The organism is Rhodococcus sp. I2R, assembly GCF_020889545.1.
In the GTDB taxonomy this organism is placed as follows: Bacteria; Actinomycetota; Actinomycetes; order Mycobacteriales; family Mycobacteriaceae; genus Rhodococcoides.
On sequence record NZ_JAHUTG010000003.1, the window covers coordinates 290,869 to 308,481 of the forward strand.

At 65.4% G+C, this 17,613-nt stretch carries 14 protein-coding genes; 6 read left to right on the top strand and 8 right to left on the bottom strand.

Going from position 1 to position 17,613, the window contains the following annotated elements; genetic code table 11:
- Positions 1-16: 16 nt before the first annotated feature.
- Positions 17-2,071: an erythromycin esterase family protein gene (locus KVY23_RS04550; protein ID WP_230555481.1), complete on the bottom strand. Its 2,055-nt coding sequence runs from the start codon at positions 2,069-2,071 to the stop codon at positions 17-19.
- A gap of 239 nt (positions 2,072-2,310) precedes the next feature.
- Between KVY23_RS04550 and KVY23_RS04555 the strand changes: the two genes are divergently transcribed.
- Complete coding sequence (locus tag KVY23_RS04555) at positions 2,311-2,958, top strand: 50S ribosomal protein L25/general stress protein Ctc (RefSeq protein WP_230555482.1); 648 nt, start codon at positions 2,311-2,313, stop codon at positions 2,956-2,958.
- Positions 2,959-3,048: 90 nt separating this feature from the next.
- Positions 3,049-3,627, top strand: coding sequence for an aminoacyl-tRNA hydrolase (gene pth / locus KVY23_RS04560; RefSeq protein ID WP_139317916.1), 579 nt, complete (start codon positions 3,049-3,051; stop codon positions 3,625-3,627).
- A 111-nt stretch (positions 3,628-3,738) separates the two neighbouring features.
- Here pth and KVY23_RS04565 read toward each other — a convergent pair whose 3' ends face one another.
- Positions 3,739-5,373, bottom strand: a complete 1,635-nt coding sequence (locus tag KVY23_RS04565) for a fatty acyl-AMP ligase (RefSeq protein ID WP_075837217.1) — start codon at positions 5,371-5,373, stop codon at positions 3,739-3,741.
- A gap of 196 nt (positions 5,374-5,569) precedes the next feature.
- Here KVY23_RS04565 and KVY23_RS04570 point away from each other — a divergent pair, with 196 nt between their 5' ends.
- Positions 5,570-7,270, top strand: a complete 1,701-nt coding sequence (locus tag KVY23_RS04570; RefSeq protein WP_206510214.1) for a peptide chain release factor 3 — start codon at positions 5,570-5,572, stop codon at positions 7,268-7,270.
- A 207-nt stretch (positions 7,271-7,477) separates the two neighbouring features.
- Positions 7,478-8,110, top strand: a complete 633-nt coding sequence (locus KVY23_RS04575; RefSeq protein ID WP_230555483.1) for a hypothetical protein — start codon at positions 7,478-7,480, stop codon at positions 8,108-8,110.
- 57 nt (positions 8,111-8,167) lie between these two features.
- Here the strand turns inward: KVY23_RS04575 and KVY23_RS04580 are convergent, their stop codons facing one another.
- The 3 genes from KVY23_RS04580 to KVY23_RS04590 form a co-directional block, all read right to left on the bottom strand.
- On the bottom strand, positions 8,168-8,899 hold the full coding sequence (locus KVY23_RS04580; protein ID WP_230555484.1) for a DUF4166 domain-containing protein: 732 nt from the start codon (positions 8,897-8,899) through the stop codon (positions 8,168-8,170).
- A gap of 63 nt (positions 8,900-8,962) precedes the next feature.
- Positions 8,963-10,759, bottom strand: a complete 1,797-nt coding sequence (locus KVY23_RS04585; RefSeq protein ID WP_075837221.1) for an ABC-F family ATP-binding cassette domain-containing protein — start codon at positions 10,757-10,759, stop codon at positions 8,963-8,965.
- Positions 10,759-11,694, bottom strand: coding sequence for a 4-(cytidine 5'-diphospho)-2-C-methyl-D-erythritol kinase (locus tag KVY23_RS04590; RefSeq protein WP_206510212.1), 936 nt, complete (start codon positions 11,692-11,694; stop codon positions 10,759-10,761). Before KVY23_RS04590 ends, KVY23_RS04585 begins: the two co-directional genes overlap by 1 nt.
- Positions 11,695-11,773: 79 nt before the next feature.
- On the opposite strand from KVY23_RS04590, the gene KVY23_RS04595 reads away from it, so the two are divergent.
- Positions 11,774-12,754 carry a YafY family protein gene (locus KVY23_RS04595; protein WP_230555485.1) on the top strand — a complete coding sequence of 327 codons (981 nt, stop codon included), beginning with the start codon at positions 11,774-11,776 and terminating at the stop codon, positions 12,752-12,754.
- A gap of 125 nt (positions 12,755-12,879) precedes the next feature.
- On the opposite strand, the gene rsmA is transcribed toward KVY23_RS04595, so the two are convergent.
- The 3 genes from rsmA to KVY23_RS04610 all read right to left on the bottom strand — a co-directional run bounded on the left by rsmA (position 12,880) and on the right by KVY23_RS04610 (position 15,853).
- Positions 12,880-13,755 (bottom strand): 16S rRNA (adenine(1518)-N(6)/adenine(1519)-N(6))-dimethyltransferase RsmA, encoded by an 876-nt coding sequence (rsmA, locus tag KVY23_RS04600; protein ID WP_230555486.1) that lies wholly within the window; start codon positions 13,753-13,755, stop codon positions 12,880-12,882.
- Positions 13,756-13,776: 21 nt separating this feature from the next.
- Positions 13,777-14,904 (bottom strand): resuscitation-promoting factor, encoded by a 1,128-nt coding sequence (locus KVY23_RS04605; RefSeq protein WP_230555487.1) that lies wholly within the window; start codon positions 14,902-14,904, stop codon positions 13,777-13,779.
- A gap of 115 nt (positions 14,905-15,019) precedes the next feature.
- Positions 15,020-15,853: a TatD family hydrolase gene (locus tag KVY23_RS04610; RefSeq protein WP_230555488.1), complete on the bottom strand. Its 834-nt coding sequence runs from the start codon at positions 15,851-15,853 to the stop codon at positions 15,020-15,022.
- A gap of 20 nt (positions 15,854-15,873) precedes the next feature.
- On the opposite strand from KVY23_RS04610, the gene metG reads away from it, so the two are divergent.
- Entirely contained in the window at positions 15,874-17,424 is a 1,551-nt protein-coding gene (gene metG, locus KVY23_RS04615; protein ID WP_230555489.1) for a methionine--tRNA ligase, read from the top strand.
- Positions 17,425-17,613: the final 189 nt, after the last annotated feature.

Below are 17,613 nucleotides of genomic sequence, written 5' to 3' on the forward strand. Positions count from 1 at the left end.
GAGAGCGTCAAGATGCCTACAGAGCGCTCGGATACGTCTCCGGAACCTGCCCCGCCACCCACAGACTCGTCCGATTCAGCGGTTCGAGGGCAGTGGTCTTGTCGATATGGATGATCGCATCGAACTGTTCGGCTACGCGGGCGTGAAAGTAGTGACTCTGTCTTTCGGTTTCAGGACGGTAGATCACTCCGATAGCTCGCTCGAGTCGGGGCGGTTTCACCACGTCGACGACTCGTCCGTCGACCGTTGTAGGAATCATGAACGCACCCCTTTCGCCGACGGCTTCGTGCAGCAGCGACTCGATGCTGGTGCTCAGGGATGGACGCACCACTTTGCATTCCGCCGGACCGCCCCATGTGCTCGACGCCGTGACCGTCCCGTCGTGTGTCGTCAGACCGATGAGCCTGCAACGGTTTCCGTACAGTTCTCGCACCAGTTGGCCGACCGTCAGTTCGCCGTGGGCGCCCATTTCGGTGGCACGTGCGTCTCCGACGTGTGAGTTGTGCGCCCATACGACAACCTTTGCGGGAGAGTTCTTTCCGCGACCGAGATGCGTTATCAACGCATCGAGCGTATCGACCATGTGCCGGTCACGCAGATTCCACGACGACACCCGCCCACCGAACATCGTTCGGTAGTAAGCCTCGGCATCACGCACGCTCGAGGCGTTGCGCTCGGCATGGAACTGTTCGTCCTCGGCCATCTGCCCGTCGCGGTGAGCATACGCAGCCGCGCTGGCCCGAAGATCGACGAGTTGATCGACAGCCTGGGTCTCGCACGACTCGCCCGCACCGAATGCCGCTGCATAGCCATATGATTGGCCGTCCTCACCCGAGAGGAGATCGAAGCATCCATAGCGCTCTCGGGCTCGGTCGGCCGCTGCTCGATCCACCGTATCCAGATACTCGACCACCTGGTTCATCGAGCGGTGCAAGCTGTACAGGTCGAGTCCGTAGAACCCGGTTCGCGCCCGCGGATCGTCGATTCTGTCGTTCCGATCGCGCAGCCACTGCGTGAATTCCACCATCACGGTGTTGCGCCACATCCAACCCGGAAACCGCTCGAATCCGCGCAGAGACATCTCCGCCGAGGTATCCGTACCGCCGCCGCGCACATATCTGTCGACGCGGTAGGCATCGGGCCAGTCGGCTTCGGCAGCAACTGCCTCGAAGCCGGCCTCCTCTATCAGCCTCTTGGTTATTTCTGCTCTGGCAGAATAGAATTCGTGAGTGCCGTGGGAGCTCTCGCCGATCAGAACAACATTCGCCCCGCCGACCAGATCGAGTATCGCCTCGGTCGAGGGCACCCCGCTGGGTGCATCGAGCGCGACGGCTCGTATCGCGTCAACCGCAGATCCACTGCCCCCTGCCACGTTCCCGGTTCCCTTCGTGGCAGTGGTGGGTGTCGACAGCAGATCTCGCACCTCGTCGTCCGAGACCTGGGAAAAATCCCAGAACGACTGTCCGACAGCGAGAAACGGCGATGGCATCGTGGCACACACCATCTCGTCCACCATCGCGGACAACTCACGGTACGTCGACTCCGGTGCTGCCGGCACCGCAACCACGATTTTCGCGGGATCCGCCGTCCGCAGCGTATCGACGACGGCGAACATGCTCGCACCCGTGGCGAGACCATCGTCGACGACGATGACCGTGCGCCCGCTCACATCCGCAGGGGGTCTTCCCTGGCGATACACGGCCTCGCGCCGAATGAGCTCACGCCCTTCGCGGTCGACCACCTCACGTAGTTGCTCTGCCGATATCCGCAGATCGCGCACCATGTCGTCGTTCACCACCAGGCGTCCCCCGCTCGCGAGCGCGCCCACCGCGAACTCCTCGCGACCAGGAGCACCTATCTTGCGAACCACGAAAGCATCCAGCGGCGCCCCGAGCGCCGATGCGACCTCCCATGCCACCGGAATCCCACCTCGGGCGAGTCCCAGCACGATCACATCGGGATCGCCACGATAGGTCTCGAGCAGCCTTGCCAACACACGACCGGCCTCTCGCCGGTCCCGAAACGCCGGGGCCGCTCCCGACGCGTCACTGCCCGCGGTACGTCGTCCCATGATGGAAACTGTGCTCCGGTGCCTACTCCGTGCGTAGAGTCTTTCGGCCCTGCGTTCGTAGGATCAGGAAAGCTCATTTCCCTCACCCAGAATCATCCGGTAGGATCTTGCAGGTTGTCTCGGCGAGGGTGGGTCCTGCACAGGATTCACCGTGATCGACGCGGCTCGGCCCCTGGCCCTGCTCGTACGTGTCCGCCCCGACGAGCCTTGTCCACCGAAGATCCAGGAGCTGTCTTTACATGTCGAACGAAGTCAACAATCTCAAGGCGATCGTCCGCACCGAGTTCGGCAAGGGCGCAGCCCGCCGCGCTCGTCGCGATGGCCAGGTCCCGGCCGTCCTGTACGGACACGGAACCGATCCCCGCCACCTCGCACTCGACGCTCGCGCCTTCGCGTCCGTGCTGCGTAACCACGGCACCAACGCAGTCCTCTACCTCGACATCGACGGCAGCGAGCAGGTCGCGCTGACCAAGTCGGTCGTCGTTCATCCCATCACTCGCAGCATCGAGCACGCCGACCTGCTCGTGCTGAAGAAGGGCGAGCGCGTCACCGTCGAGGTCAACGTCATCGTCGAGGGCGAAGCCGCACCCGGCACCCTCGTCTACACCGACGCGACCTACGTCGAGATCGAGGCCGACGCCTTGTCCATCCCGGAGCAGCTCGAGGTTTCGGTCGAGGGCGCGGAAATCGGCACCCAGATCACCGCAGGCGACCTGACGCTCCCCGCCGGTGTCATCCTGATCTCCGACGCGGAGAGCCTGCTGGTCAACGTCGTCGAGACACCGTCCGAGGACGATCTCGAGGCCGAGGGCGAAGGCACCGAGCCTGTCGCCGAGACCGGAGAGGCCGAGACGAAGGAAGAGGCCGCCGCGGACTCCGAGGGCTGATCTCACCCCTGCCTTTCGCCGACGCGCCGCTCCCGCTTTTTCGGGGGCGGCGCGTCGGTGTCTGCTACCGGCGATGGGAACATGAACACCGTGAACACAGACGCGGCCCTGATAGTCGGCCTCGGTAACCCCGGCCCGCAGTACGAGAGCACCCGTCACAACGTCGGTTTCATGATCGCCGACGCCCTGGCCGCGCGAATCGGCGCGAGCTTCTCCTCACACAAGAAGTCGAACTCCGACGTGGTGCAGGCCAGGTTGCACGAGCGCCCGGTGGTGATCGCCAAACCGCGGACATTCATGAACCTGTCAGGTCAGCCGGTCGCGGCGCTCGCCCGATTCTTCTCGGTCGAACCGTCCAACATCGTGGTGGTGCACGACGAACTGGACCTCGATTTCGGCACGCTGCGCCTCAAGCTCGGCGGTGGCGAAGGTGGACACAACGGGTTACGGTCCATCTCGCAGCACCTCGGCACCAAGGACTATCTGCGGGTACGCGTCGGCGTCGGACGGCCACCCGGCCGAATGGATCCCGCGTCGTATGTCCTCAAACCGTTTTCCGCCGCCGAACGCAAGGACCTCGGCGTCATCGTCGAAGAGGGTGCCGACGCGGCGGAACTGGTCTTGCGCGCCGGCTTGGAAGCCGCGCAGAACCAGGTCCACCCACGCTGAACCTCGGCGCCGAAGTGGAGCTGACACCCCTTTTGCCGACCTGCGCACCGTTCTCGGACGCGAGCGGGGGTGCGAACTTCGCAGAAAGGGTGCGAGCTCTACTGGAAGGGCCTACCCCAGCAGCGCAGCCGAAGTGGCGCGGCGCAGCTTGCCCGAGGACGTCTTCGGGATCGAGCCCGGTCCGAGCACAGCAACCGTGCGCGGGCGGACACCCACCTCGGAGTGCACCGCATGCACCACGTCACGCTCGATGCGCTTGACCTCCTCCGGGTCCTGAAAGTCGTTGGTCTCGACCGCAACCGCGAAACTCTCACGCTTGTCGCCGGCGTCGAGACGGATGGCGACGGCGTTGCCGGGGCGCACGCCCGCGACCGAGGCCGCAGCCCGTTCGATGTCCGTCGGATAGATGTTGCGCCCGCCCATGATGATGACGTCCTTGATACGTCCGCAGACCACGACCAGGCCTTCTTCGGTGAAGTACCCGATGTCCCCGGTGTCGAGCCAACCGTCGGCGTCCTGCGTCTCGACCGGTCCGTCGACGGTGATGTAACCCGGAGTGACGGCTTTGCCGCGCACTTCGATGATGCCGACCCCGCGCGGGGTGAGGACCTGCCCTTCCTTGTCGACGACGCGGCCCTCGAGATTGGGCACCATCTTGCCGAGCGTCGCGAGCCGGCGGACGTTGCCCTTGGTGGCGGGGACTGCACGGGCCATCGCCTCGAGGAGGTCGGCGTCGACGATGTCGATGACCTGCCCCTGTCCCGGGTCCGGAATGGACACCGCCAGAGTCGTTTCGGCCATGCCGTACACGGGTGCGAGCGCGAGCGGATCCAGCTTGTACGGCGCCCCAGCCTCGGCCAGTGTCGCCATCGTCTCGGGGTCCACCGGCTCGGCGCCGTTCCAGGCGTAGCGCAGTGTGCTCAGGTCGAGATCGAGATCGTCGTCGGCCTGCGAGAGCCGGCGAGCGAGCAGCGAGTACGCGAAATTGGGTGCGGCCGTGACAGTCCCGCGATACTTGTCGATCAGTTTGGCCCACAGCAGCGGTGACCGCAGGAAGTCGAGCGGGGTGATGCTGACGACCTCCGCGCCGACCTGCATGGGCACGGTCAGGAACCCGACCATGCCCATGTCGTGAAAGAGGGGCAACCAGCTGACCATGACGTCGGAGTCGACGTCGAACTTGATGCGGTCGATCATCGCGTAGGCATTGACGTAGAAGTTCTCGTGCGTGATGCGCACGGCCTTGGGCGATCCCGTGGAGCCGGACGTCAGCTGTTGCAGCGCGATGTCGCTCTCGGCGGTCTCGATCGGGTCGATCTCGGTGCCGGACCGCATGTCCTCGATCTTCAGCACGGTGATGCCACGCTCTTCGAGAATCGGTGCGGCGACGTCGAACGGCGCACCGAGGATGACGGCCTTCGCCTCGATCATCCGCACGACGGTCTCGGTGTCGGCTCCCCACACGGCGAGATCGGTGCGCGGTGTCGGCTGATGCAGCATGGTGACGGACCCACCGCGCATCCACGTGGCCTGGCAGGCCGGGGCGATATCGACGGGCTGGCCGGCGAGGATCCCGATGGCGTCGCCGCGTCCGATCCCGGCGTCGGCGAGTGTTCCGGCCATGGCCCTGGCGACGCGATGAATCTCCCCCCAGGACTGGCGCAGCGGTTGGTCGGGCTCGCCGGTGACGAGGCCGCGTTCACTGCTTTCGGCCGTGGCGAACATTTCCTCGGTGAACTTGCTCAAAGCCGTCTCCTCGTCGAGCGGACATCGTCGGCACTGCACCTGAAGACACCGTGGTGCACAACACTGCCTTCAAGCTATTCAATCCTGCACCGGATGGGAACCGTTACCTCCTCGGACGCGCCGAGTACCCTGGCACGAGCAGCAATGCCCCTGATCCATACGTTCACAGCTCCATACGTTCACAGAAGAGGTTCGCTTGAGTACGCCCGATTCGGTAGACGCTCCGTCCGACACGAGCTCTGCCCTTGCCGAGTCGGCCGTCCCTGTCGATGCAGCGCCCGGTCAGCCGAAGAACGCGCATCGAGAGCTCGCTGGCGAGGTCGCGCGGCGCCGCACGTTCGCCGTCATCTCCCATCCCGACGCCGGTAAGTCCACGCTGACCGAAGCACTGGCGCTGCACGCTCGCGTCATCTCCGAGGCCGGTGCCATCCACGGCAAAGCGGGCCGCCGCTCGACGGTGTCGGACTGGATGGAAATGGAGAAGGCTCGCGGCATCTCGGTGAGCTCTACCGCGCTGCAGTTCAACTACCAGGTCGACCCGGCCGTAGACGAGATAAACGTCATCAACCTCGTCGACACTCCCGGTCACGCCGACTTCTCGGAGGACACCTACCGGGTACTGACCGCCGTCGACGCTGCAGTAATGCTCATCGACGCTGCCAAGGGCCTCGAACCGCAGACGCTGAAGCTGTTCCAGGTGTGCCGCCAGTTCGGTATCCCGGTGATCACCGTCATCAACAAGTGGGACCGTCCCGGCCAGTACCCGCTGGAGTTGCTGGACGAGATCGAGAAGCGGATCGGTCTGACGCCGACGCCGCTGTACTGGCCCGTCGGCATCGCGGGCGATTTCCGCGGTTTGCTCGATGTCCGGCAGGGCAATTACATCCGCTTCACCCGGACTGCGGGCGGTGCAACCATCGCCCCCGAGGAACTGATGGACGCCGAGGCCGCCGCGGCGCGGGAAGGGATCGACTGGGACACCGCACTCGAGGAAAGCGAACTGCTGGTCTCGAGCGGACAGGGACACGATCAGGAAATGTTCCTCGCCGGCCAAACCTCACCCGTCATCTTCGGGTCCGCGATGCTGAACTTCGGTGTCCGCCAGATCCTCGACACCCTCGTCGCGCTGGCGCCTGCGCCCGGTGGCCGCGAGGACATCAACGGCGGCGTCCGCGAGGTCACCGACCCATTCAGCGCGGTGGTGTTCAAGGTGCAGGCAGGTATGGACACCGCCCACCGCGACCGGTTGGCGTTCATGCGCGTCGTATCGGGCGTCTTCGAGCGTGGCATGGTGGTCACCCACGCCCAAACAGGCAAGCCCTTCACCACCAAGTACGCATTGACGGTGTTCGGCCGCGAGCGCACCACCGTCGAAAACGCCTACCCGGGCGATGTCGTCGGTCTCGTCAACGCGACCGCACTCGCCCCCGGTCACACGCTCTTCAGCGACAAGAAGGTCGAGTTCCCGCCGATTCCGTCGTTCGCGCCCGAGCATTTCGCTGCCTTGCGAGTCGACAGCGCGGACAAGTACAAGAAGTTCCGACGGGCCGTCGAGCAGCTGGATTCCGAGGGCGTGGTGCAGGTGCTGCGCAACGACGTGCGCGGCGACGCCTCGCCGGTGCTGGCCGCGGTGGGACCGATGCAGTTCGAGGTCGTCACCGCTCGGATGAAGTCCGAGTTCGGCGTCGACTCCCGGTTGGAGCCGCTCGGGTATTCGGTGGCCCGCCGCACGGACGCCGCGTCCGCTACCGAGCTGGGGCGCCAGCGAGGAGTCGAAGTGTTCACCCGCACCGACGGGGCGCTTCTCGCCCTTGTCAGCGACAAATGGCGGCTTCAGTACATCGAGAAGGAAATGCCCGAGTTGACGCTCGAACCTCTCGTCGCCGCCGGCGAATAGAAGCGCCCGCGAGCAGGTAGGTACCTGCTCGTATTCCGAACCGATCCGGACCCCGCGTCCGGCGGTTTCTCATGCCGTAAACACGAAATGGCACCACAAAATACCCACATAAACAGGCATGGTGTTACTCTTCGATGGTCCGAACGGACTTCGAGTACGTTTCTCGATGTCGAAAAGGTTTCAGCGCATCCGACGTGGGGTTTGGTTATGACAAAGGGTTCCAGCTATCCGCTGGCAGGGATCAAGATCGGGCAGGTGCCAGCTCACCGGCTGAGTACACCGACCCCGAAATTGGCCTCCGACGAGGAAACGCCCGAGTCGAACTCGGCCACGCCGCCCACATCCGACCAGGAAGCCGACGCGGCCATCGAGCCGTCGGACACGGATTCCGACACGCGAAAGCAGGATGCACCGATGTCCGAAACGAAGTCCGAACCCGAAAGTACGACGCCGAAGCAGCCCACCCAGGATTCGAACGAGGTTGAAGTGACTACCAGCGATCAGATCTCCGAACACGGCCTACCGACAAATGGCCGCTCTACCCACGCATCCAGCGGCTCATCGGCCTCGACGAGCGCCGGCCGCAGCGGTGTACCGGACCGTCGCACCGCCATGGGTGTCGCGTCCGTGCGCATCGCAGGTCGCCTGACGCAGAACGAGCTCGGCAGCCGCACCGGTGACATCCGTACCCCCGATACCTCCGTGGGCCCCGATGAGCTTCTTCAGCTCCTCGGCGAGTACCTCGTCTCGGGTGGACTGCAGAACCCCGAAATCCACGTTCGCTCCAACGGGCAGACCATCGTCCTGGATCTGCTCAACCCCGCCAAGGGTTACCGCTGATCTTCTCCCGACGCCGGCTTCGCTGCCCATGTGCGGGTGGCGAGGTCGGCTGCAGGCTTACTCCCGTTCGACCAGCTTCGTCGGTTTCGCACCCTCGGGGATATCGGACGGGCCACACGGGCGTTCTTCTGCTGTGAACCACCCGTGGTAATGGAAGAGAGTGCCGAGGATCGGGCTGGTGACGTCGATTCGGATTCGGTGGCGCTGCTGTTCCTCGTCCCACCATTCACGTGCCGTGGTCAGTGCGGACGCAATCTGAGGTATCCGCACACCCAGCACGCGGGGCGGACCGCTCTCCAGTAGCAATGCGCCGTCGGATTCGACGCTGCACCGCGTCTGCACAACCATGTCCGAGTGGTACCCGAGGTAATCCAGCGCCACGTCGCTCGCCGGAGCGGATCGACCGGATGTTCGCGCAGGCGTGACCATCACCGAGTTCATACCCTGGGCCTTGCCGACGAATGAAAACCGTCGAACGAAGGACAGAGTTTCGCGTCCGATGTCGTCGACGTAGGCGTAGTTGGCGACCGTGAACGGCACATCGGCGGCTTTGCCTGCCGGGAACAAGCCGCGACTGCCACCGAGCCACAGAACGGGCGGCGGCACCAGCGCGGAGTGGGTCATCTCCTCCATCACGCCGACACCCAACTGGCATGCGCTGTCGGCGGAGGACAACCCGAAGCGCCACTGCACTTTCGGGTGCAGATCCTCGAACGCCGGGCCCAACGCAGCCCGCACCACCGAGGTCATTGCGCGCAACCCATCTCGGCAGACATCCGGGGTGTACACGGCGTAATCATGAGGCCGGTAATACCCCGGGCGCGTTCCCTGTCAAACCCCGCTCGCTCTCCCTCATTCCAACTCTGCGGCGAGTTCCATCCACCGCTCCTCGGCGACGTCCTTGTCCGCGAGAACCTTCTTCAGCTCGGTATCGAGCTCGACCAACTTGCTCGTCTCGGTCGCGGCCTCCGCGAGTTCGGCGTGCAACGCGATCTCGCGGTCCGAGAGCCGCACGACGAGCTTCTCGAGCTTGCTCAGTTCCTTGCGCGCAGCCCGCTCCGACGCCGCGTCCTTGACGGCCTTCCTGGTGGTACCGCCGGTGGTGAGCGAGTCCGGAGTCGCTTCCGCTGCGATCACGGCACGACGCCGGAGGTATTCCTCGATGCCGCCCGGCAAGTTGGTGAGCTTGCCGTCGCCGAACAGTGCCCACGTCGAGTCACAGATGCGTTCGATCAGGTACCTGTCGTGACTGATGACGACGAGGGTGCCTGCCCAGCTGTCGAGCAGATCCTCGAGCTGCTGCAGGGTGTCGATGTCGAGATCGTTGGTCGGCTCGTCGAGCAACAGCACGTTCGGCTCGGCCATGAGCACGCGAGTGAGCTGCAGCCGGCGCCGCTCGCCACCGGAAAGGTCACCGACAGGCGTGCGCTGACGGGCCGGGGTGAACCCGAGACGCTCGGCGAGCTGGCCGGCCGAGACCTCCTTGTCCCCCAGGGTGATGCGCTCGGCGACCTCCTTGACGGCGTCGAGCACCCGCAGTTTCTTCGGCAGATCGTCCAGTTCCTGCTTGAGCCACCCGATCTTGACGGTCTGGCCCTGGATTCGTTTGCCCGTTGCCGGCTCGAGTTCGCCGGCCAGCGTGCGCAGCAGCGTCGTCTTGCCCGATCCGTTGACGCCCACCAGACCCACTCGTTCACCGGGGGCCAGCCGCCACGTGAAGTCCTTGACGAGCTCACGGCCGTCCGGGGTTTCGAGCCTGACGTCCTCGAGTTCGATGACGATCCGGCCGAGCCTGCGCTGAGCGAACGAGGCGAGTGCGACGGAATCGCGCGGGGCGGGCACGTCGGCGATGAGAGCCTCGGCGGCTTCGATGCGGTACTTCGGTTTGGATGTCCGGGCAGGTGCGCCGCGGCGCAGCCACGCCAACTCCTTGCGCGCCAGGTTCCGTCGGCGTTCCTCGGATGCGTCGGCCTGGCGGGAGCGTTCGGCGCGCGCGAAGATCCAGTCGTTGTACCCGCCCTCGTAGGTCTCGACGCCGCCGCCGACGACCTCCCAGGTCTGGTTGGCGACAGTGTCGAGGAACCAGCGATCGTGAGTGACGACGACGAGCGCGCTGCGACGCCCGACAAGGTGCGCAGCGAGCCACTGCACACCTTCGACGTCGAGGTGGTTGGTCGGCTCGTCCAGCACGAGCAGGTCGAGATCTTGTACCAGCGCAGCGGCCAGGGCGACGCGGCGTCGCTCACCGCCCGAAAGGTTGTCGATGGGGGCGTCGAGACCAGAGCTTCCGGCCGGGCCGAGATCGGCGATGCCGATGCCGGTCAGGATGTTGCGCACCCGTGAGTCACCGGCCCACTCGTGCTCGGCCATGCCCAACGGATCGAGCACGACCTGTCCGACGGTCGATCCGGGTGGCAGTACGCCGCGCTGCGTCACCACGGCCATCCGCAGGCCACTGACGCGGCTCACCCGCCCCGAGTCCGGAGGTTCGATGCCGGCCAGCACCTCGAGGGTGGTGGTCTTGCCGCCGCCGTTGAGACCGACCATGCCGATCCGCTCGCCCTCCTGAACACCGAGGGACACACCGTCGAGCAGCGGTTTGACGCCGAAGGACTTGGAGACGTTTTCGAGATTGACGAGATTGACCATCAGGTGAAACCAATCGATTCGTTAGTGATCACGCGAGCACCCGGAACGGGGCCGCTCGCAACACGCACGGTGCGGCAGACGCCGGCACCGGACAATTCCGCACCGACCGCCACCGCGGTGCCGGCGTCGGCGCAGAGAAAAGCACAGGTCGGACCGGAACCGGACACGATTCCGGCGAGCGCACCGGCCGTGACTCCGGCCCGCAGCGTCCGGCGCAATTGCGGTAGCAACGACACCGCCGCAACTTGCAGGTCGTTTCCGAGCAGGGGCGCGAGCGTGTGCGCGTCGCCGCTGACGAGCGCATGCATGAGAGCCTCGGGGTCACCGAGTCGCGGCGGATTTCCTTTTGCCCGGAGTTCGTCGAGTTCGGCGAACACCGCGGGGGTCTGCAGTCCGCCCTTCGCGAGCGCCAGGACCCAGTGAAAGCTGTTGCGGGAGAGGACCGGAAGTAGCTTCTCGCCGCGTCCTGTGCCCACCGCAGTGCCGCCGTGCAGCACGAACGGGACATCGCTGCCCAGTTGCGCCGCCAGGTCGGTCAGCTCGGTTCGAGATAGTTCCAGATGCCACAGCGCGTCGAGGGCTACGAGCGTCGCTGCGGCGTCGGAGCTGCCGCCCGCCATGCCGCCCGCCACTGGAATGCCCTTGTCGACGGTGATGTCGACGAGTGGTTCGCGGCCGACTGCCTCGGCGAGAAGCACCGCGGCCTTCCACACGAGATTGCGCTCGTCGGTGGGAACGGACTTCGCGTCCGCACCCGTGACGATGACCCGCAGGGCCTGCGAGGGCACCACCGATATCCGGTCCGACAAAGACAACGCCTGAAAGACCGTCGTGAGTTCGTGATAGCCGTCCTCGCGGAGGTCACCGACCGACAGGTGCAGGTTGACCTTCGACGGTGCCCTGACTACGACGGGGCTGTGGACGACTGAGAGCACGATAGTCAACAGTAGTGGAAATGGTGAACCACGCTGATCGCGGACGACAACTGTCCGCAATTCTTGCGATCATCGATCCATGAGGGAAACGTCGGCACGACTGCTCAAGCTGCTCTCCCTGCTCCAGACACGCCGAGACTGGGCCGGAGCGGACCTGGCCGAGCGCCTGAACGTCACACCGCGGACGGTCCGGCGAGACGTCGACAAGCTCCGGGAGATCGGCTACCCGGTCAACGCGACGGCAGGTGTCGGTGGCGGCTACCAGCTCGGGCCGGGCGCGGAGATGCCGCCACTGCTGCTCGACGACGAAGAGACCCTCGCGGTGGCGTTCGGGTTGCAGTCCGCAGCGGGAGGGGCCGTCGCAGGCATCGGCGAAGCGTCGTTGCGGGCGCTGACGAAGCTCAGGCAGGTGATGCCCTCACGCATCCGGCATCGGCTCGACGCCCTCCGAATCGACGTCGTCGACCGCCCAGCCCGTTCCGCCGTGGACGCGGGCATCCTGTCCGTCGTCGCGGGGGTCTGCCACAACCGCGAGCGGCTCCGTTTCGACTACCGCTCCCACGACGGCACCGAGACGCGGCGCGAGGTGGAGCCGTACAGCCTCGTCCGCTCCGGAGCGCGGTGGTACTTGCTCGGATGGGATCTGCTGCGTCAGGACTGGCGATCCTTCCGCGTCGACCGGTTGACCCCGAAGGTCCCCACCGGTCCTCGTTTCACCGCGCGTGCGCTACCCGAGGGCGGGGCAGCGGCCTTCGTCGCGGCTGGGCTAGCCCGACCCTTCACCCAGGTGCAAGCGAGCATTGCCCTGCAGGCGCCGATCGAGACCATCGCGCCGATGATCGACGAGCGTTGGGGCACAGTCAAATCCGGACCCGACCAGACATGCACCGTCACCCTGTCCGGCGACTCGCTGGAGTCCATAGCGCACTGGCTCGGCGCATTCGACACCGACTTCACCATCCTCGGTCCGCCCGAGCTCGAAGCGGAATGCATGCGGGTGGCCGAACGACACACCTTCCTCAGCGAGCGCTACCGCGCGAGTGTGCGTCCGCCTTCGTGAGCCCACCTTTCGTGCCCCACCTTTCGTGCCCCACCTTTCGTGCCCCACCTTTCGGCATGAATGGACCACTACAACTGTCTAACCGTTGCGATGGCCCATTCATGCCAAAAAGCAGGGGTGCCAAATCAGGCCTGCGTACCGGCCAGCCTGACGAAGGCTGCGGCATCGAGAGTTTCCCCGCGCGCCGAGGGGTCGATGCCGGCTTCGCGGAGGCGGCGCTCGGCGATCACGGGCGAACCCGCCCAGCCGCTCAAGGCGGCGCGCAGTGTCTTGCGGCGCTGCGCGAAAGCAGCGTCGACGACGGCGAAGACGGCGCGCCGATGCTTGTCGTCCATGGACCACGGGGGTTCGGGATAGCGGTCGAGGCGAACGAGACCCGATTCGACCTTCGGCACCGGCCAGAACACCGACCGGCCGACGGAACCGGCGCGCTTGGCCGTCCCGAAGAATCCCGCTTTCACGCTCGGTATGCCGTAGACCTTGCTGCCCGGGTCGGCTGCGAGCCGGTCGGCCACCTCGGCCTGGACCATGACGAGCGCTGTCCGCAGCGAGGGCAGCTCGGAGAACAGGTGGATGAGTACGGGCACGGCGACGTTGTAGGGGAGGTTCGCCACCAGCGCCGACGGCGCACCCGGGATGTCCGATGCCTTCACGCGCAGCGCGTCGAATTCGACGACAGTGAGTTGTCCGGCCCGCGACGGGGCGCGCTCGGCTGCCGTCTGCGGTAGCCGCCCGGCGAGCTTGGGGTCGATCTCGACGGCGATCACGGCGTCGGCGACATCGAGAAGCGCCAGCGTCAGCGATCCGAGACCGGGGCCGACCTCGAGGACGGTATCCGCTCCCCCGACGCCCGCGGACGCGACGATGCGTCGCACGGTGTTGGCGTCGTGCACAAAGTTCTGTCCGAGTTGTTTGGTGGGGCGAACGTCCAACTCTGCGGCGAGGGATCGCACCTCCGCGGGCCCGAGCAGCGCCACGGGTTGCCTCACATCTTCCTGCACTGTGGAAACTCTACGCACCCGTCATCGGAGGCCCAGGCGAGACGTGCACGAGGGCCATGCGCCCCATCCCTGCGACCGCTGAGTGACGGTCGCGATGGCGATCTGCTCTTCGCGTGTTGCCAGATCGGCACGGGGTGCGTACTTCAACCCGCCCTGACGCTCCCAGGTGTTCTGGTCGAACTGGACGCCGCCGTAGTAACCGTTTCCGGTGTTGATCGCCCAGTTGCCAGTTGCCTCGCACTGAGCCAACGCGTCCCAGATCGCGCCGTTCTCGACGGGGGGTACTTCGGTGCCGGGCTTGGCACCGACACGCACGACCTGCGGCTGGGCCGGCACCTTGACGACCTCGTCGACCTTCTCGCGGCCGACTTCCTCGCCGTTGACGAGGTTGACTTCCCAGGTGATGTCGGAGATGCCGGGCGCGCCCGGGTTTTCGACGACGGTCCGACTCACGTTCATCGTCGGGTCCTCGATGCGCTCCGCGGGCGGGGTGACCTCGGTGGTCTCGGTTCGCGTCTCGGTGCGGTTGCGGGTAACGATGATCTCGGCGCCGTCGGTGACGGTTTCGTCCGGGCCGGGCGTGACGGTATCGGCCTGCTCGAGCGGCGTGCCGGCCTCTGCGAGGAACTCGGCGACGGTCGGCGCAGCCAGCGTCACCGGCGCGGCCGGTGCTGCCCCGTCGACGAGGGTGACCTGCTTGGGCAGTGCCACCTCGAGGTCGGTTCCTTCGAGGGGCAGGCGCTCACCGCGCGAGGCCGAGACGTGCACGTCATCAGCGAGATCCATTTGCTGCAGTGCTTCGTCGACGGTCAGTGCCGTCGTCCAGATCTGCTCGGGTTCTCCGTCGATGGTGACGGTCAGTTCGCGTGCTCGCCGCAGGACGACGGTCTCGCCGTCCGAGATGGACGAGTCCGGCCCCGGTGCGACGAGATCCTTCTCGTCCGGTTCGAAGCCCGCTGCCGAGAGCGCTCCGCTGACGTCGGTGCTCATGGTGCTGAGTGTGATCAATTCACCGTCGACGTCGATGGTCACGGTTTTGTGACGAGCTACGGCGGTGGCGCCCCCGACGATCAGCGTCGCCAACAGGGCGGCGACAACGAAGTACAGCGTCATCGACCTGGCGTTGTTTAGGCGAGCAAGACTGGTCAAGTTGCAATCCCTGGATTGTGGAGCGTTACCTATTCGTGCGGCAAGCCCGTCGGGCGGGTCACGGTACGGTAACGAATCGGTGCACATCTCGCAACTCTGCACCGCTGAGTAACAGTCACACGCCCAGCGAATAGACCCGTTCGGCATTGGCGGTGACGTGCGCGGCGAGCTCCACTGGATCCTGGCCGCGGATCTCGGCGAGCGCGCGTGCGGTGTAAGGGAGGCAGTACGGCTCGTTGGGTGCGCCCCGAAACGGATGCGGGGTCAAAAATGGCGCATCGGTCTCGACCAGCAGTTGGCCGTCGGGAATGAGTCTGGCGGCCTCTCGCAATGCATGCGCGTTCTTGAAACTGACGGTCCCGGACAGGCTGAGCACGTAGCCGGCGTCGATGCACGCAGTTGCCATCTCCGGCCCGGACGAGAAGCAATGGAAGATGACGGTCTCCGGCGCGCCCTCTTCGGACAGCACCTTCAACAGGTCCTCGTCGGCCTCGCGATTGTGGATCATCAGCGTTTTCCCGAGCCGTTTGGCGAGGTCGATGTGCCAGCGGAAACCGTCCTGCTGCTCCCGGGCCGTCGCGCAGCCCTCGAGCTTGCCGGGCCAGTAGTAGTCGAGTCCCGTTTCGCCGACCGCCACGACCCGCTCGTCGGCAGAGAGTCGCTCGATCTCGGCTTTCACGTCCTCGTCCAGAACGTTCGCCCGGGTCGGGTGAATCGCGGTGGCAGCCCACACCCGCGCATCCCAGTGAGCGGCGTCGACGGCGAAACGCGCGGCCTCGAGATCGTCGGCGACGGTCACCACCCGTGATACGCCGACGGACTCCGCCCGGTCGAGGATGGCGGCCACGGACGCGGCGTCGACGGCGCCACACGCGTCGAGATGGGTGTGCGCATCGACGAGCCTGTCGAGACGTTCGGGCAATGGCGGTGCGGGGCGGTCTTTGCTCACGCCGATAGAGTAGGCGCACCATGACTGCGCCAGCTGATGCCTCACGGCCCTCCTTCTATGTCACCACAGCCATCGCGTACCCGAACGGTGCCCCGCACATCGGCCACGCCTACGAGTACATCGCGACGGACGTCATCGCCCGATTCAAGCGACTCGACGGGTTCGACGTCATGTTCCTCACCGGGACGGACGAGCACGGCCTGAAGATGCAGCAGACGGCCGTCAAAGAGGGCATCGACGTCCGCGACCTGGCTGCACGCAACTCAGACGCTTTCGAGGGACTGCAGAAGGCCCTCGGGATCTCGTACGACCGTTTCATCCGGACCACCGATGCCGACCACCTCGAATCCAGCAAGGCGATCTGGACCAAGATGGTCGAGCGAGGCGACATCTACCTCGATACGTACTCCGGTTGGTACTCGGTGCGCGACGAGGCCTTCTACACCGAGGGCGAGACGACGCAGGCCGAGGACGGTACCCGCGTCGCCACCGAGACGCAGACGCCGGTGGAATGGACCGAGGAGTCCACGTACTTCTTCCGCCTCTCCGCCTACCAGGACAAGCTGCTCGAGCTGTACGAGTCCAACCCGGATTTCATCGCACCGAACACGCGCCGCAACGAGATCGTCAACTTCGTCAAGAGCGGCCTCAAGGACCTCTCCATCTCGCGAACCACATTCGACTGGGGCGTCGAGGTACCGGGCGATCCCGACCACGTGATGTACGTATGGGTCGACGCGCTGACCAACTACCTCACCGGCGTCGGGTACCCCAACACCGAGTCGGAGACGTTCGAGAAGTACTGGCCCGCCGACCTGCACATCATCGGCAAGGACATCACCCGCTTCCACACGGTGTTCTGGCCGTCGTTCCTGATGTCCGCGGGCGTCGAACTGCCCAAACGCGTTTTCGTACACGGATTCCTGAACAACAAGGGCGAGAAGATGTCGAAGTCGGTCGGCAACGTCGTCGATCCGTTCACACTCGTCGACGAGTTCGGCCTCGACTCGCTCCGATTCTTCCTGCTACGTGAGGTGTCCTTCGGCCAGGACGGCAGCTACAGCGCCGAGGCCATCGTCACCCGCATGAACGCCGACCTGTCCAACGAACTCGGCAACCTCGCGCAACGCTCGCTGACCATGGTCGCCAAGAACCTGGACGGGAAGGTCCCGACGCCCGGCGCGTTCACCGCCGACGACGAAGCCCTACTCGCCCGCGCCGACGCGTTGCTCGGCATCTGCCGCCGCGAGTTCGACGTCCAGGCCCTGCACTCGGCGGTCGAAGCGATCTGGTCGGTGCTCGGTGAGACCAACCGCTACTTCTCGCAGCAGGAACCGTGGGTGCTGCGCAAGACCGATCCGGATCGCATGGCCACTGTGCTGTACGTGACGCTCGAGGTGCTGCGCATCGTCGGGATCCTGGTTCAGCCGGTGATGCCCACTGCTGCCGCTCGAATCCTCGAGCTGCTCGGCGATCCGGCGCGTGAGTTCACAGACATCACGGCGCGCATCGTCCCTGGCGAGGCTCTGCCCACTCCGTCGCCCGTGTTTCCCAAGTACGAGGTCAAGTAGGCGAGTACGAGGTCAAGTAGGCGCTACGCATGTGAGTGAAAATCCATAGAGGGCTATGTATTTTCACTCAGTGATACTGGAGTTGTTCGTTGAGGCGGGAGTTTGGCTCGTTTTCGCTCTGACGCCGTTGGCTGTCCTTCATGTGATGTGTCGGCTCTCGCTTCGACGGACAACGTTCACACGCGACCG

Bases quoted from the DNA above. Each gene is read 5' to 3' on its own strand.
- KVY23_RS04585 (WP_075837221.1), bottom strand. From the start codon at position 10,759: ATGGTCAATCTCGTCAATCTCGAAAACGTCTCCAAGTCCTTCGGCGTC.
- KVY23_RS04575 (WP_230555483.1), top strand. From the start codon at position 7,478: ATGACAAAGGGTTCCAGCTATCCGCTGGCAGGGATCAAGATCGGGCAG.
- metG (WP_230555489.1), top strand. From the start codon at position 15,874: ATGACTGCGCCAGCTGATGCCTCACGGCCCTCCTTCTATGTCACCACA.
- KVY23_RS04550 (WP_230555481.1), bottom strand. From the start codon at position 2,071: ATGGGACGACGTACCGCGGGCAGTGACGCGTCGGGAGCGGCCCCGGCG.
- KVY23_RS04555 (WP_230555482.1), top strand. From the start codon at position 2,311: ATGTCGAACGAAGTCAACAATCTCAAGGCGATCGTCCGCACCGAGTTC.
- KVY23_RS04595 (WP_230555485.1), top strand. From the start codon at position 11,774: ATGAGGGAAACGTCGGCACGACTGCTCAAGCTGCTCTCCCTGCTCCAG.